We start from the raw sequence: 14120 nt of genomic DNA on the forward strand, positions 1-14120 counted from the left end.
GACCCCGGTGCAAGCGCTTTCTGAATGGGAGAGGTGACTCACTCATGCCCGGCAACAGGACAATGAAGTCCCGCACCACAGCAGTCGTATTCGCACTCTGCGCGGCGACGCTCGTGGGCTGCTCCGACTCGGGAGGGTCGAGCGGTACGGGTGGGAAGGTGGTGTTGCGCTACACGTGGTGGGGCAACCCGGACCGCGCGGCCAGAACCGAGCAGGCCGTCTCGCTCTTCGAGAAGGGGCATCCCGGGGTGGAGGTGCAGACGTCGTTCGCGGGATACGAGCCGTACAAGCAGAAGCTGGCCACGCAGGCGGCCGGCGGCGACGCCCCCGACGTGATGCAGCTCGACTACCGCATGATCGACCAGTACGCGTCCGGCGGCGTGCTCCTCGACCTCGGAAAGCAGGACGCTCTGCGCACCGACGACATCGACGCGGGACTGCTGGCCACCGGAGTCGTGGACGACAAGCAGTACGCCGTCCCGCAGGGGCGCGGCACCGAGACCGTCGTCTACAACACCAAGGGGTGGAAGGCGAGCGGGGTCGCCCTGCCCCAGGAGGGCTGGACCTGGGACGACTGGGCCGATGCCATGCGCGCGCTGGCCGAGAAGGCCGGAAAACCCGGTGCCACCGACCCGGGGCAGAGCGAGGACGCCTTCGAGGTCTGGCTGCGCGGCCAGGGCAAGTCCCTCTACACCAAGGACCGCCGGCTCGGCTTCACCGCGGACGACCTGACCCGCTGGTGGACCTTCACCGACGGGCTGCGCCGCGAGGGCGCGGTCTCGCCCGCCGAGCAGACGACCCAGCTCGACGGCTCGGTCGAGAACACCCCGCTCGGCCGCGGCAAGGCCGTCTCCGACTTCAACTGGGACGCTCCGACCAGCGGTTACCTGGCCCTCGTCCCGGACGGCGTGACCCTCGCCCCCATGCCGTCCGGCGCGGACGGCACCCCCGGCCAGTACTTCAAGCCGTCCATGTTCCTGGGCGCCGCCGCCGACACCGGGCACCCCGACCAGGCCGCCCAGCTCATCGACTTCATGCTCAACGACCCGGAGGCCGCGGCCATCCTCGGCGCCACCCGCGGCATCCCCGTCAACGAGACGATCCGCACGGATCTCGCCCCCGAACTCAAGGACTTCGACAAGACCATCGGGGACTTCCAGGCGGGCCTGGAAGGCGACCTCGACGCGCCGCCCCAGGCACCGCCCTCGGGCGACAGCGCCCTGCAGACCACCTTCCAACGTGACTACGACCAGGTGTCGTACGAGCGGATGTCGCCCCGCGAGGCGGCCGAGGACTACGTCACCGAGGCGAAGGCGGAGCTGCGGTCATGACCACCACCACCGACCTGCCCGCCACCCGGGTCCGCCCGCGCCCCGCCACCGCCAGGCCGAAGCGCCGCCGAGAGGGCGCCGCCTGGGTGTTCCTCTCGCCCTGGGTCCTCGGCGCCGCCGTACTGACCCTCCTGCCGATGGCCGTCTCGCTCTACCTCTCCTTCACCGACTACGACCTGTTCAGCGCCCCGCACTGGGTGGGCCTGCGCAACTACACGCAGATGTTCACCGAGGACCCGCGCTACTGGCGTTCGGTCGGCGCGACGCTGATGTACGTCGTCATCGCCGTACCGCTGCAGCTCGGGCTCGCCCTCGTCGTCGCGCTCGCCCTGAAGAACATGCGGCACGGCAAGGCCTTCTACCGCTCCGCCTTCTACGCGCCCTCTCTGCTCGGCGCCTCGATGTCCGTCGCCCTGGTGTGGCGGGCGATCTTCAACGACGGCGGCACCGTCGACCATCTGCTCGGCACCGGCGGCTGGGTCAACCGGCCCGGCTGGGCGCTGCTGGCCGTGGCCCTGCTGACCGTGTGGCAGTTCGGCGCCCCGATGGTCATCTTCCTGGCCGGACTCCAGCAGATTCCGGGGGAGCTGTACGAGGCGGCCGAGGTCGACGGCGCCTCCCGATGGCGCCAGTTCCTCTCCATCACCGTCCCGATGCTGTCCCCGGTGATCTTCTTCAACCTGGTGCTCCAGACCATCCAGGCCTTCCAGGTCTTCACCCCCGCCTTCGCCGTCAGCGCGGGCAAGGGCGGCCCCGCCGACTCGACGCTCTTCTACACCCTCTATCTCTACGACCGCGGCTTCGTCGCCTCCCACATGGGCTACGCCTCCGCGATGGCCTGGGCGTTGCTCCTCGTCATCGGCGCCGTCACCGCGGTGCTGTTCCGCACCTCGCGCTCCTGGGTCTTCTACGCGTCCGAGGGGGACCGATGAGTACGTCAACCGCCGCTGTCCGCAAGCCGATCGCCTGGCGTCGTGTGGCGCTGCACGTCGGCTGTCTGGCCGCGCTGCTCGTCATGCTCTACCCGCTGGCCTGGCTGCTCGCGACCTCGCTCAAGCCCGCGAACGAGGTCATCGCCAGCCTCGACCTGCTGCCCAGCCACCTGGAGTGGTCCAACTACACGACCGCCCTCGACGGAGTGAACGACGTCTCCGTGTGGCAGTTGCTCGGCAACTCGCTGTTCATCGCGGGCGGCGCCGTCCTCGGCAACGTCCTGTCGTGCTCGCTCGCCGCGTACGCCTTCGCGCGCCTCAGGTTCCGCTTCCGCGGCCCGCTGTTCGCGTTCATGATCGCCACGATCATGCTGCCGCACCACGCCGTGCTGATCCCGCAGTACATCATCTTCAACCAGCTCGGCATGGTGAACACGTACTGGCCGCTGATCCTGCCGAAGTTCCTCGCCACGGAGGCCTTCTTCGTCTTCCTCATCGTGCAGTTCATGCGGGGGCTGCCGCGCGAGCTGGAGGAGGCGGCCAGGATCGACGGCTGCGGGCCCTTCAGGAGCTTCTTCCTCGTCATCCTCCCGCTGACCCGCCCGGCCCTGATCACCACCGCGATCTTCACCTTCATCTGGACCTGGAACGACTTCTTCACCCAGCTCATCTACCTCTTCTCACCGGAGAAGTTCACGCTGACGCTGGCCCTCAGGTCGTTCGTGGACGCCTCCAGCACCTCGGCCTTCGGCCCCATGTTCGCGATGTCGGTGATCGCGCTGCTGCCGATCGTGCTCTTCTTCCTCGCCTTCCAGCGGTTCCTGGTCGAGGGCATGGCGAACTCGGGGATCAAGGGATGAGCGCGGACCGTACGGTCCGGGAGCCGGGCGAGATCTTCGGCCCCCGGATGACACTGTTCGCGGATGTGCTGAGCGTGGGCGTGCTCACGGCCGTCGCCTGTCTTCCGATCGTGACCGTACCCGCGGCGCTGTCGACGGCGTGCGCGCTGCTGCGGGGCGCCGGCGTGGGCGAACCCGCCACCGCACGGCGGTACGTGACGCTGCTGCGGCGGCGGCCGTGGACGGCGGACCTGGTGGCCGGGCTGGTCTGGATCGCGGGCGTGCTGCTGCTCGCGGCGGACCTGGCGCTCGCGGGCGTGGGCCTGCCGGGAGCACCGCTGTTCGCGATCGTGGCCGCCGCGATCGGCGCGTACGCCGCCGTGGTCGGCCTGCGGGCCTGCGCGCGCCCCGAGTCGCTCACCGACTGGCGCGCGGCGGTGCGGGGCGCGGCGCTCGACTCCGTCCGTGACGTGGGTGGCAGCGCGTTGGTGCTGCTCGCCCTGGTGGCGGCCGTACTGTGCGCGTGGATGCTGGTGCCGCTGGCGTTCCTGGCGCCGGGGCCGCTGGCCATGGCGCTCACCGCGATCGACGTCCGGGACAAGAAGACAACCGACAAGTACATCGACCACAGTGACGTGGACGACAAGCGCGACCCCGTTCAGGAGACCCAGTGACCTTCCTCGCCGCCCTCCCCGACAGCGGTGCCCGACTGGACACCGAATTCGTCGAGTTGCTCACCGCGACCGCCGAGAGCCGGGCCAAGGCGATACTCGACGGGTACGCCGAGGGCCTGATCCACCTCCGTGACGGGGGTGAGGCCCGCCTCGCGGCGCGCTTCCTGCGCACGCTCGTATCGGTGTACGTGTACGAGGGCTCGGCGTACCACCACTGCGAGGCGCTGCTCGGCCCCGCCGCCGAGCTCGCGGACACGCTCGCCGAGGAGCAGTACGCCACCGGCGTGTGGGAGCACGGCGCGGACGGCAATCCGCCGGACACCGCCTTCTCGATCGCCGACCTGAACCTGACCTACCACCTTCTCGACGAGGACGCCCACGAGCCGACCGTCGAGCTGCGGGCGACCATCGAACGGATCCTGCGCAAGGCGGGCCCCGCCCTCGCCACCGGCGGCGTGCACACCGCGAACCACCGCTGGCTGGTCTGCGCGGCCCTCGCCCGGATCCACGCCCGCTGGCCCGACCCCGCGTACCCGCAGCGCATCGACGCCTGGCTCGCCGAGGGCATCGACCAGCTGCCCGGCGGCGAGTACAGCGAGCGCAGCCCCATCTACTCGGCCGCGGTGACCAACCCGGCGCTGCTGGTGCTGGCCCGCCACTACGGACGTACGGACTTCTACACGAACGTACGCGACAACCTCACCGCCGGCCTGTATGTCATCGAGCCCAACGGCGAGGTGGAGACGGTCCATTCGCGGCGTCAGGACCAGACGGGCATCCGGCATCTGCCCGAGTTCTGGCTCCAGTACCGGGAGATGGCGCTGCGGGACGGCGACGGACGCTTCGCGGCGGTGGCCTCGCTGCTCCAGGAGCGCGGCACCGGCCAGATCTTCGGCGAGACCCCGCTCGGCGACCGCCTCGCCCAGGTTCTGGACCAGCCCGAACTGGCGGCGCGACTGCCCGAAGCGGCGGACCTTCCCGACGACTTCGAGCACCACGACGACAGCTGCCGCCTGGTCCGGGTCCGCAGAGGCACGCATACGGCGAGTGTGTTCGGCGGTACGGACTTTCCCGAGCTGCACGCCATCTCGTCGGGGCTGTCCACGAACCCCACCTTCTTCAAGATGCGCAAGGGCGCGGCGATCCTCGACTCGCTGCGGCTGGCCCCGCGGTTCTTCGCGCTGGGCCCCTTCCGGGCCGAGGGGCTGGAGCGCACGGACGACGGCTGGCGCCTGCACGCCGAGGTGCGCGGTGCCTTCCACCACCCCCTGCCGCCCGAGCGGCGCCGCCCCGACGGCGACTACGCCCTCACCGACGACAGCCGTTTCTGGTCCGCGATGGACTTCCCGCACCGCCCGAAGGAGTACCGGACCCTGCGTACCGAAGTCCTGGTGCGGGAGGTCGGCGACGGGGCCTGGGACATCGACTTCGCCCTGTCCGGCGACGGCTGCGCGAGCCCGCTCGCCCTGGAACTCTGCTTCCGGCCCGGCGGCACCCTGACCGGGGACGGCCTTGAGCCCGTCCCCGGCTCGCCGGACACCCACCAACTCGTGTCCGGCGAGGCCACCTACACCGTCGGCGCCGACCGCATCACCTTCGGCCCCGGCAACGGCAAGGGAGGCCGGCAGCCCGCCGTGGTGGACCCGGGGGAGCGCTATGCGTGGATGCGCGGTTCGCTGACTCCGGACGGGGTGCGGGTGCTGATCACGGGGCGCTCGCCGCTGACGTACCGGCTGACGCTGCGCTGATCCGAGGCTGTGAGAGGAGTTGGGTCGCGGCCAGTTCGCGATAGAGATCGTCGTCGTCGACCAGGGAGTGGTGGGTGCCGGTGGCGCGGACGTCGCCGTGTTCCAGGACCACGATCTGGTCCGCGTCGGTGACCGTGGACAGCCGGTGGGCGATCAGGAGGACCGTGCAGTGGCCCGCGGTACGGGCCACGAGTTCGCTCAGGGCCTGTTCGTTGCGGGCGTCGAGCTGGGCCGTCGCCTCGTCGAGCAGGAGCACCTGAGGGCGGCGCAGCAGGGCCCGGGCGATCGCGAGGCGCTGGCGTTCGCCGCCGGAGAGGGTGACGCCACGCGGGCCGACCGCCGTGTCCAGGCCCTGCGGGAGGCGGGCGACGAGGGCGTCGAGCCGGGTCACCTCGAGTGCCTCGGCCAGGTGCTCCGGGGTGGCCGAGGGCGCGGCGTACAGCAGGTTCTCGCGGAGCGTGCCGGCCATGACGGGGGAGTCCTGCTCGACGTATGCGATCCGGTGGCGGAGTTCGGCGCGTGACAGGGCGGAGATGTCCTGGCCGCCGAACCTGATCGTGCCGGCGGTCGGCTCGTAGAAGCGCTGGAGGAGCGAGAAGAGGGTGGTCTTGCCCGCGCCGGACAGGCCGACGAGCGCGGTCCGGGTGCCGCCGGGCACGGTGAAGCTCACGCCGCGCAGGGCGGGCGGCCGGTCCGGGTAGGCGAACTCGACTCCGGTCAGCTCGATGGCGGGTGGCGCGGCGTGGGCGGGTGGGTGCGCGGGCGCGTCGATGTCGTCCTCGACCGGAAGCTCGCCCGCCTCCTGGATCCTGCCCACCGCGCCCAGTCCCTGCTGCAGCTGGGCGGCGCCGCCGACCAGCTGCGAGACCGGGCTGGCCAGAAAGAACACGTACAGGAGGAAGGCGATCAGCTCGGAGACCGACATCGTGCGGTTCGCCACGAAGGTGCCGCCCACGCCGAGCACCACCAGGAACGCCGTCTGGATGGCGGCGCCGCCGACCATGGTGACGAGCGCGCTGTAGCGGGCGCCGACCAGCCCGGCCGCGTACGCCTCCTCGACCGCGTCCTCGGCGGCCCGGGTCTCGCGGCCCTCGGCGCCGTTGGCCTTGACCGTGCGAGCCGCGCCGAGGGTGCGGTCGAGCACGGCGCCGACCGCGCCGACGGAGGTCTGGGAGCGGGCCACGGCGGCCTTGATCCGGGGCAGGACGACGGTGATCACGACGCCGACCAGGGTCAGCACCAGCAGGGTGACGCCGAGCAGCCGTGCGTCGAGCGTCGCCATCATGAACAGGGTCCCGGCGAAGGTCAGTACGCCGTTGACCGTCATGATCAGGCCCTCGGTGGCCGCGCTCTTGAGCAGGGTGCTGTCGGAGGTGACGCGGGCGATGAGGTCGCCGGGGGGCCGCCGGTCCAGCTCGGCGACCCGCAGCCGGATCAGCCGGTGCACCAGACCGCGCCGCACCTGCCGGACCACGCGCTCCGAAGTGCGTTGCTGGAGCCAGGCGTTGAGGCCGGTGAGCAGGGCGCCCGCGACCAGGAACGCGGCGAGCAGCGCGACCGGCGCGGCGACGCCGGCGCCGTCGTCCAGCCGGTCCAGGATCGTCTGCGCGAACTTCGGCTGCACCAGTCCCGACACGCTCGCCAGCAGGGTGAGGGTCAGGGAGAGGAGCAGGACCCTCCAGTGGGGCCGGGCGTAGCCGACCAGGGCGGCCAGCGAACCGGTGGGGGCTGTTTCTGCGGTCATGAGCCTCTTACTCCCGTCACGGCCGACAGCGTTTCCAGGCGGTCGGCGGCGGCTTCGCTGCCGCCCGCGGCACGGAAGGACTCCCCGACCGCCTCGGCCGCCTTCCGATGGCCTCCCGCGGGATCGAGGACGGCCTCGATCGCGGCCCCGATCCGCGCCGGATCGGCGCGCCCGAACCGCAGCCGTACCCCGGCGCCCGAGTCGACCACCTGACCGGCCACGATCGGCTGGTCGTCCCGGATCGGCGCGACGACCAGCGGGACGCCGTGCCACAGCGACTCGCAGACGGTGTTGTGCCCGGCATGGCAGACGACCGCGTCGAGCCGTTCCAGCAGGGCGAGTTGAGGCACATGACGGCGTACGAGGAGGGTGTCGGCGAGCGGCCCTTCGACGACGGTGCCGGGGTCGACGAGCACGGCCCGCACCCGGTCCGCCATCCCGCCCAGCGCCGTCGCGGCCGCGTTCAGGAAGCGGGCGCCGGCGTCGTTGTTGGCCGTGCCGAGACTGACCAGGACGGTGGGCAGCGTGGAGGCGTCCAGCCAGTCCCAGGGGAAGTCGTCGGGGCTCGAGGGGCGGGCGGCGACGGAGGGGCCCACCAGCCAGACCCGGTCGGGGAGTGCGACCGGGCCGAGCAGCGCGCGCGTGGTGAACGCGAGCACGCCGTGCGGGGAGAAACGGGGGTCCGCGCCACCCCTGCCGCCCGCGATCCGGCCGCGCAGCTCCGCGAGCAGTCCGTCCAGCCAGGCCGCGACCTTGGGCATGCCCGCCAGCGGGTCCACCAGTTCGGCGGAGGTAGTGGCCGAGGTCACCCAGGTCCGCCCGAGCGCTTCGGCGACCAGCGCGCCCGCCACCGCCTGCTGGTCGCAGACGACGACATCGGGGTCGTACGCCTCGATCGCCCCCCGTACCCCGGGCGCCATGGCGTCCGCCAGCGGGACGAGGAAGCTCTCCCAGAGGAACTGGAAGGCGGCAGGGCCCTTCAGGTCGGCGGGCCGGGACAGCCCGTCGTCCGGCAGCGCGCACGGGAAGACGACGGCGTCGGCCCCCGCGAGGCCGTGGACCAGCTCGGGAAGGCCCGCCCAGGCGATGTCGTGCCCGCGGGCCGCGAGCGCCGCCGCGGTGCCCACGGCCGGATTGACGTGCCCCACCAGCGGGGGCACCACGAACAGGAACCGGCCCATCTAGCGGGCCTCCCGCAGCGCGTGCGCACCCTGCGTCCCCTGCGTCCGCTGGGCCTCCTGCGTCTTCTGCCCGAGCAGCCAGTCCCGCACGAGGGCGTAGGTGTCCTTGGTGGCCTCCACCAGCACCGAGTGACCGCGGTCGGGCAGCACGACCGTACGGCAGTCGGCGAGAGAGGCCTCCAGCATCCCGGTCTGGGCGGAGAGATACGACGCGCCGCCGAAGATGGCGAAGACCGGGCAGCGGATCGCGGACAGGTCCTCGTCGAGGAGAGCGCTGAGCGGGAGCTCCTGGGCGAGCGCGGTCTCGTCGAGCACCCGGCCCGCGGCCCGGAACGGCCGCTCGTTGCGCCGGCCCGGGTTCTCCCGCAGCCACTGGGTGACTTCCTGGACCACCAGGCCGCCACCCTCGCCGACCAGGCCCTCGGACATGGTCTCGGCCCAGGTCCTGGCCGGCGGCTCGGCCTCGATCGCGATGACACTGGCGACCCGCTCGGGATGCGCGGCGGCCATGGCGTAGGCGACGGCGCCGCCGAAGGAGTTGCCGACGAGGTGTACGGGGCGGTCGACGGCCAGCGTGTCGAGCAGGGCGTCGAGGTCGCGGACGAAGTCCTCCATCCGGTAGCCGGTCGGCGGCCGCGAGGTCCTGCCGTGCCCGCGCAGGTCGTACATGACGACGTCCAGGCCCTCCTCGGCCAGCTGCGGCGCGAGGCTGAAGTAGTAGCTGGCGAGACTGTCGATGAGCAGGCCGTGGATGAGGACCACGACCGGGCGCGGAGCCTCGTCGTGGTGGCCGAGCCGCTGGACGTGCACGTCGAGGCCGTTCACCCGCATCGTCGCCACGGTCAGCTCACCTCCGCGACGGCCGGCGAGTCCACCACATGGCCGACGAGATCACCGACGGTCAGCGCGATGATCTCCTCGAGCCCGCGGTCGGCGATGAACGCGGCGAAGTTGACGCGCTCCCCGTAGAACTCCCGCAGTCGGGCGGAGAGGGTGACGAGGTCGATGCTCTCCAGCTCCAGGTCGTCGTGGAAGGACGTCTCCAGGGTGATGTCGGCGTCGTCGAGCCCGTACTCCTCCAGCACGGTGCGCAGGATGGCCGAGATGTCCGCGAGTACGGTCGTCTCGTCGCGGGCGGGCAGCCGTACGACGCCTTCGAGTTCAGTGGTCATCTGCGTTCTCCTGATCGTTGACGGCCGTCCAGGCCACGACATACTCCGTGCCGGGCCCTCCGGACGGCTGGGGGGTCAGCGCACAGTGCCGTACGCGGTACTCCTCGCCCGCGCTGCGGACGGTCAGCCGGGTCTCGTCCGCCGCGGTGATCTTGAACAGCTTGGGCTCGCCGCCGAGCCCGGTGCCGCGCGCTTTCGCGACGGCTTCCTTGGCGGCCCAGAACCGGGTGAACCAGAGCCGCTCGGGGGCTGCTCGCGGATCCCGGGCGAGTGCGAGCAGCAACGCGCGTTCGCTTGTGGTGAGGGCGACGGCGAGGGTGCCCTCGGGGCGGTCGGTCACCTCCTCGATGTCGATGCCGCAGGGCCCGTCGGTCCTGGCCATCGCCACCGCCGTGTCGCCGCGGTGGGCGAGGGAGACATGCAGCGGGGGCAGGGTCCGGCCGTAGCCGCCGGTGACGAAGGGGCGGCCGGTCGGTTCGTTGCCGACCCGCACCTCGGCGGGGAAGACGGGGCCGGCGCCGCCGTCCCACAGCAGGTGCCGTACCGCGTCCTTGACGGCGATCCGGCCGAGCAGCCACTGCCGTCGGCCGCGCGGCGCGTGTGCCGCGTACCGTTCGCGCTCCTCGCCGGCCAGCATGTTCCGCATGATCAGCTCGCGGGTGGCGAGATCGGGCCACTCCTCGTGGACCAGCGCCCAGCCGCCCGGCTGCATCCGGGACAGGGTGTACCGCTCGGGCTCCCGGTCCACCGCGCGGATCCGTGGATTGCTGTCGAAGCGGCGGTCCTGCCAGCCGGTGAACTCCGCCCACACCCGTCCCCGATGGACCAGCTGCATATCGGCTTCGAGCGTGGCGTCGGTGACGGAGGTGATCCGGATGAGGCACTCCAGCCGTTCGCCGGGCGCGGGGTGCGGGCCGTGGAAGCGGATCCCCTTCATGCCGACCGGGAACACGATGGTGCGGACCGGCAGCCGGGACATGATCCAGTAGCCGAGGAGCTGGCCGACGTTGTCCAGCAGCGCGCCGGGCGCGGGCGGGGTGACGAGTACCCCGCGTACGTGCCTCTCGCCGATCGCGGTCAGCTCCCGTACGCCCTGGAAGCGCGGGCCGTGGAACATCCAGCGGCGTGTGTACAGCTCTTCCGCGGTCATCTCGGGCCGCTCCTCCTGGGCGGCCGGGAAGGTCCAGGGTGCGGCGGGCGTGAACTGACCGTGATCCGCCGCGAGTTCGACCACCGCTCGGGCGTACGAGCCGAGTGAAGCGGAGACCCGGTCCGGGCCCTCGGGCACGATCCGTACCGGGATGTCGAGTGCCGGAGTGGCCGTGACCCACTGGTGCAGCCGCACGTCATGGACGGCCACCGCCCGGCGGCCGGGGGCGGCGCGTTCCGCGAAGTCCATCAGATGGGCGATCACGGTGGTGCCGGGTACCACCGGCCAGCTGTCGGCCGGTTCGGCCCGGGCGGGCTGCTTGAAGAAGCAGTGGTCGAGAAGGTACGGCATGGTGTCGACGGAGACCCGGAGGGCGGATTCGAGGGGGCGGGGTCCTACTGTTTCGAGCGGGCGGGGTTCGGGTGTTTCGAGCGGGCGGTGTTCGGGGGCGGGCATGACGGGGGGAGCCGCTGTGGTCCCGGGTCCGCGGCGGGCCGCCGTCACCACGTCCGAGGCGAGCGCCGTCGCGTCCCGCAGCAGTGCCGACAACTCCGCGCCCAGGGCGCCCTGTTCGCTCAGTGCGCTCAGGTCCTGCGGTGTGGTGGGGCGCCGGGCCAGCGTGGCGCTCAGCCGGTCGCGGGTCTCCGGGTCCAGGGAGACGTTCCTGCCGCCGAGGTCCAGCCGGACCGGTCGGCGCCCGGCGCGCGCGGGAGCCGCCGACCGTATCGTCCCCAGCAGCGGCGCCAGGTCGGGTTCCGCCCCGTCCGCCCACAACGCGTCGGCCACGCGGTGCAGTTGGGGCAGGCCCGAGCGGTGCGGGGAGTGTGCCGGGACCACGAGGTGGTCGCGGCCGTGCAGGGTGTCGCCGATGAGTGAGCCGAGCTGTCCCGCGCCGAGCTGGACGAAGGCGCGGAAGCCCGCCGCGTACATCGTGTCCACCAGCGGCCGAAAGCGCACCGGCTCCAGGAGGTGGCGGATGAACAGGGCGCGGATCGCGGCCGGTTCGTCCGGGTACGGGGCGACGGTCGTCGCGGACCACAGGGGCAGCGTGGCCGGGTGGAGGGTGTAGGTCTCGGCCGCCTTCCTGATCGGGTCGAGGTAGGGCTCCAGCATCGGGGTGTGGAAGCCGGAGCGGAACGGCAGGATCTGCGAGATCACCGCACGGGACCGGAAACGCTGGACGAGTTCGGCGACGGCGGACTCCGGGCCGCAGATCATGGACTGGTTGGGCGCGTTGTCGTGCGAGAGGACCACGTCCCTGCGGCCGTCCAGCTCCTGGACCACCTGTTCGGCGCGGGCGCCGATCGCGGCGAAGGCCAGCCCGGGAACACTCAGCGTGTCGGGGTCGAAGCCGGCGAGGAAGGCGTCCACCTCGTCCGGCGCGTGGATCCCGGCGGCGGCCATCGCGGTCCACTCACCGAGGCTGTGCCCGGCGACCGCGTCAGGGACGACGCCGAGTCGGCGCAGCGCGGTGTCGAGGAGCCGGCCGAGCTCGAAGACACCGGTGCCCTGGCGGCCCACGTCGCCCACGGTGGCGTCGCTGACGGCTTGCGACCAAGGCAGCCCGAAGTGCCGGGCGACGTCCTCGGAGTTGGGCGCGAACTCGGCCTCCAGGCCGGGGAAGACGAACGCGAGCTTTCCGCCGCCGGGTCCCAGCAGCGGGCGCGGCACGAACCACACGTCGTTACGGCCTCGCCACCCCTTGCCCTTGGCGACCGCCTTGCGGGCCAGCGCCAGCCGCTTCGCGGTGGGCCCCACGACGGCGAGCCGCACCGCACCGGACGCGGGCGCGCGCTCGTCGAGACCGGCGGCGAGGATCGCGGAGTCGGTACGGTCCAGCAGCGCGGCCATCGCCTCGGGCGTGGGCGCGGTCAGCCGCAGCACCCGCTCGGGCTCGTAGACCTCGACCGTCCGGGTGGCCGCCACTTGCTCCAGGACCACATGCGCGTTGATGCCGCCGAAACCGAAGGCGTTGACGGCGGCCCGGCGTACCGGCTGCCGTTCGTCGGTGTGCCAGGGGCGGGCGGTGTCGATGGGGGCGAACCGGGTGCGGGCCAGCGCCGGATGCGGGTCGTCGCAGTGCAGGGTCGGCGGCAGCACACCGTGGTGGACGGCGAGCGCGGCCTTGATCAGCCCGGCGACGCCCGCGGCGGGCATGGTGTGGCCGATCATCGACTTCACCGAGCCGATGACGGCGGCGGGTACGCCGGAATCCCCTTCCCCGTACGGCGGTCCGAACACCTCCGCCAGCGTGGCGAGTTCGGTGCCGTCACCGGCCGGGGTGGCGGTGCCGTGCGCCTCCAGCAGCCCGATCGAGCCGGGTGCCGCCGGGTCGAGACCGGCGGCCTGCCAGGCTTGCCGGACCGCGCGCACCTGGCCGCCGGAATCGGGCGCCATCAGACTGGTCGTACGGCCGTCGGACGCGACGCCGGTACCGGTGATCGCGGCGTAGATCCGGTCGCCGTCGCGCTCGGCGTCGGCGAGCCGCTTGAGCACGACGACGCCGGTCCCCTCACCGATCAGCACCCCGTCCGCGCCCTGGTGGAACGGCCGGATGCGCTCGCTCGGCGACAGCGCGCCGAGCCGGCTGAACACGCTCCAGAAGGTGATGTCGTGGCAATGGTGCACCCCGCCCGCCAGCATCACGTCACAGCGCCCGTCGGCGAGTTCGCGTACCGCGTGGTCGACGGCGATGAGCGAGGAGGCGCAGGCGGCGTCCACGGTGTACGCGGGGCCGCGCAGGTCGAGCCGTCCGGCCAGCCGGGACGCGGCGAGGTTGGGCACCAGACCGATCGACGACTCCGGCGCCTCGGGCCCCAGCCGGTCCGTGAACGCCTGCCGTACGGCCTCCAGTTGGTCGGCGTCGAGGTCGGGCAGCAGCTCGCCCAGAGTGCGTACGAGCTGACTGGCCGTCCGTACCCGCTGGTCGAGCCTGACCAGGCCGGGAGTGAGGTAGCCACCGCGACCGAGGACGACCCCGACCCGGTGCCGGTCGGCGGGCAGCCGGTCCGCGCCGCCCGCGTCGGCGAGGGCCTGGGCGGCCACCCGCAGCGCGATGAGCTGGTCGGGCTCGGTCGCCGGTACCGCCGATGGCATGATCCCGAACTCGGTGACGTCCACCTCGGCCAGCTCGTCCACGAAGCCGCCGCGCCGGCAGTAGACCCGGTCGGCGCGGGGCTCGGCGCCGGGCGCGTAGTGTTCGTCGGCGTCCCAGCGGCCCGGGGGCACCTCGGTGATGGCGTCGACGCCGGAGACCAGGTTGTGCCAGTAGGTGGCGAGGTCGGGGGCGCCGGGGAAGAGCACCGACATGCCGACGATGGCGATGGGTTCGGCGCGTGTTCCTGTCATG

At 72.3% G+C, this 14120-nt stretch carries 10 protein-coding genes; 5 read left to right on the top strand and 5 right to left on the bottom strand.

Annotated elements, in window-relative coordinates; genetic code table 11:
• Positions 1-44: 44 nt before the first annotated feature.
• The 5 genes from AB0D57_RS06040 to AB0D57_RS06060 are packed head-to-tail and all read left to right on the top strand — an operon-like array spanning position 45 to position 5524.
• Complete coding sequence (locus tag AB0D57_RS06040; protein WP_362067513.1) at positions 45-1331, top strand: ABC transporter substrate-binding protein; 1287 nt, start codon at positions 45-47, stop codon at positions 1329-1331.
• Positions 1328-2263, top strand: a complete 936-nt coding sequence (locus tag AB0D57_RS06045) for a sugar ABC transporter permease (RefSeq protein WP_362067515.1) — start codon at positions 1328-1330, stop codon at positions 2261-2263. The genes AB0D57_RS06040 and AB0D57_RS06045 overlap by 4 nt, the downstream gene beginning before the upstream one ends.
• Positions 2260-3123: a carbohydrate ABC transporter permease gene (locus tag AB0D57_RS06050; protein ID WP_362067517.1), complete on the top strand. Its 864-nt coding sequence runs from the start codon at positions 2260-2262 to the stop codon at positions 3121-3123. Before AB0D57_RS06045 ends, AB0D57_RS06050 begins: the two co-directional genes overlap by 4 nt.
• Complete coding sequence (locus AB0D57_RS06055) at positions 3120-3776, top strand: hypothetical protein (protein WP_362067519.1); 657 nt, start codon at positions 3120-3122, stop codon at positions 3774-3776. The genes AB0D57_RS06050 and AB0D57_RS06055 overlap by 4 nt, the downstream gene beginning before the upstream one ends.
• Positions 3773-5524, top strand: coding sequence for a hypothetical protein (locus AB0D57_RS06060; protein ID WP_362067521.1), 1752 nt, complete (start codon positions 3773-3775; stop codon positions 5522-5524). Before AB0D57_RS06055 ends, AB0D57_RS06060 begins: the two co-directional genes overlap by 4 nt.
• On the opposite strand, the gene AB0D57_RS06065 is transcribed toward AB0D57_RS06060, so the two are convergent.
• From AB0D57_RS06065 to AB0D57_RS06085, 5 genes are read right to left on the bottom strand one after another with little or no spacing between them, the layout of a single operon-like run.
• Positions 5481-7268, bottom strand: coding sequence for an ABC transporter ATP-binding protein (locus AB0D57_RS06065; protein ID WP_362067523.1), 1788 nt, complete (start codon positions 7266-7268; stop codon positions 5481-5483). The two genes, AB0D57_RS06060 and AB0D57_RS06065, sit on opposite strands and share 44 nt — an antisense overlap.
• Entirely contained in the window at positions 7265-8449 is a 1185-nt protein-coding gene (locus tag AB0D57_RS06070) for a glycosyltransferase (protein ID WP_362067526.1), read from the bottom strand. The genes AB0D57_RS06065 and AB0D57_RS06070 overlap by 4 nt, the downstream gene beginning before the upstream one ends.
• Positions 8450-9280, bottom strand: coding sequence for an alpha/beta hydrolase (locus AB0D57_RS06075; RefSeq protein ID WP_362067708.1), 831 nt, complete (start codon positions 9278-9280; stop codon positions 8450-8452).
• Positions 9281-9291: 11 nt separating this feature from the next.
• Positions 9292-9621, bottom strand: a complete 330-nt coding sequence (locus tag AB0D57_RS06080) for a phosphopantetheine-binding protein (RefSeq protein ID WP_362067528.1) — start codon at positions 9619-9621, stop codon at positions 9292-9294.
• Positions 9611-14119, bottom strand: a complete 4509-nt coding sequence (locus AB0D57_RS06085; RefSeq protein ID WP_362067530.1) for a beta-ketoacyl synthase N-terminal-like domain-containing protein — start codon at positions 14117-14119, stop codon at positions 9611-9613. Before AB0D57_RS06085 ends, AB0D57_RS06080 begins: the two co-directional genes overlap by 11 nt.
• Position 14120 lies beyond the last annotated feature (1 nt).

Origin of the sequence: Streptomyces sp. NPDC048275 (assembly GCF_040652275.1) — a bacterium.
In the GTDB taxonomy this organism is placed as follows: Bacteria; Actinomycetota; Actinomycetes; order Streptomycetales; family Streptomycetaceae; genus Streptomyces.

What these genes read in the sequence shown, in the direction of transcription:
- AB0D57_RS06065 (WP_362067523.1), bottom strand. Translation starts at nt 7,268, where the DNA reads ATGACCGCAGAAACAGCCCCCACCGGTTCGCTGGCCGCCCTGGTCGGC.
- AB0D57_RS06080 (WP_362067528.1), bottom strand. Translation starts at nt 9,621, where the DNA reads ATGACCACTGAACTCGAAGGCGTCGTACGGCTGCCCGCCCGCGACGAG.
- AB0D57_RS06085 (WP_362067530.1), bottom strand. Translation starts at nt 14,119, where the DNA reads ATGACAGGAACACGCGCCGAACCCATCGCCATCGTCGGCATGTCGGTG.
- AB0D57_RS06075 (WP_362067708.1), bottom strand. Translation starts at nt 9,280, where the DNA reads ATGCGGGTGAACGGCCTCGACGTGCACGTCCAGCGGCTCGGCCACCAC.
- AB0D57_RS06040 (WP_362067513.1), top strand. Translation starts at nt 45, where the DNA reads ATGCCCGGCAACAGGACAATGAAGTCCCGCACCACAGCAGTCGTATTC.
- AB0D57_RS06070 (WP_362067526.1), bottom strand. Translation starts at nt 8,449, where the DNA reads ATGGGCCGGTTCCTGTTCGTGGTGCCCCCGCTGGTGGGGCACGTCAAT.
- AB0D57_RS06050 (WP_362067517.1), top strand. Translation starts at nt 2,260, where the DNA reads ATGAGTACGTCAACCGCCGCTGTCCGCAAGCCGATCGCCTGGCGTCGT.
- AB0D57_RS06055 (WP_362067519.1), top strand. Translation starts at nt 3,120, where the DNA reads ATGAGCGCGGACCGTACGGTCCGGGAGCCGGGCGAGATCTTCGGCCCC.
- AB0D57_RS06045 (WP_362067515.1), top strand. Translation starts at nt 1,328, where the DNA reads ATGACCACCACCACCGACCTGCCCGCCACCCGGGTCCGCCCGCGCCCC.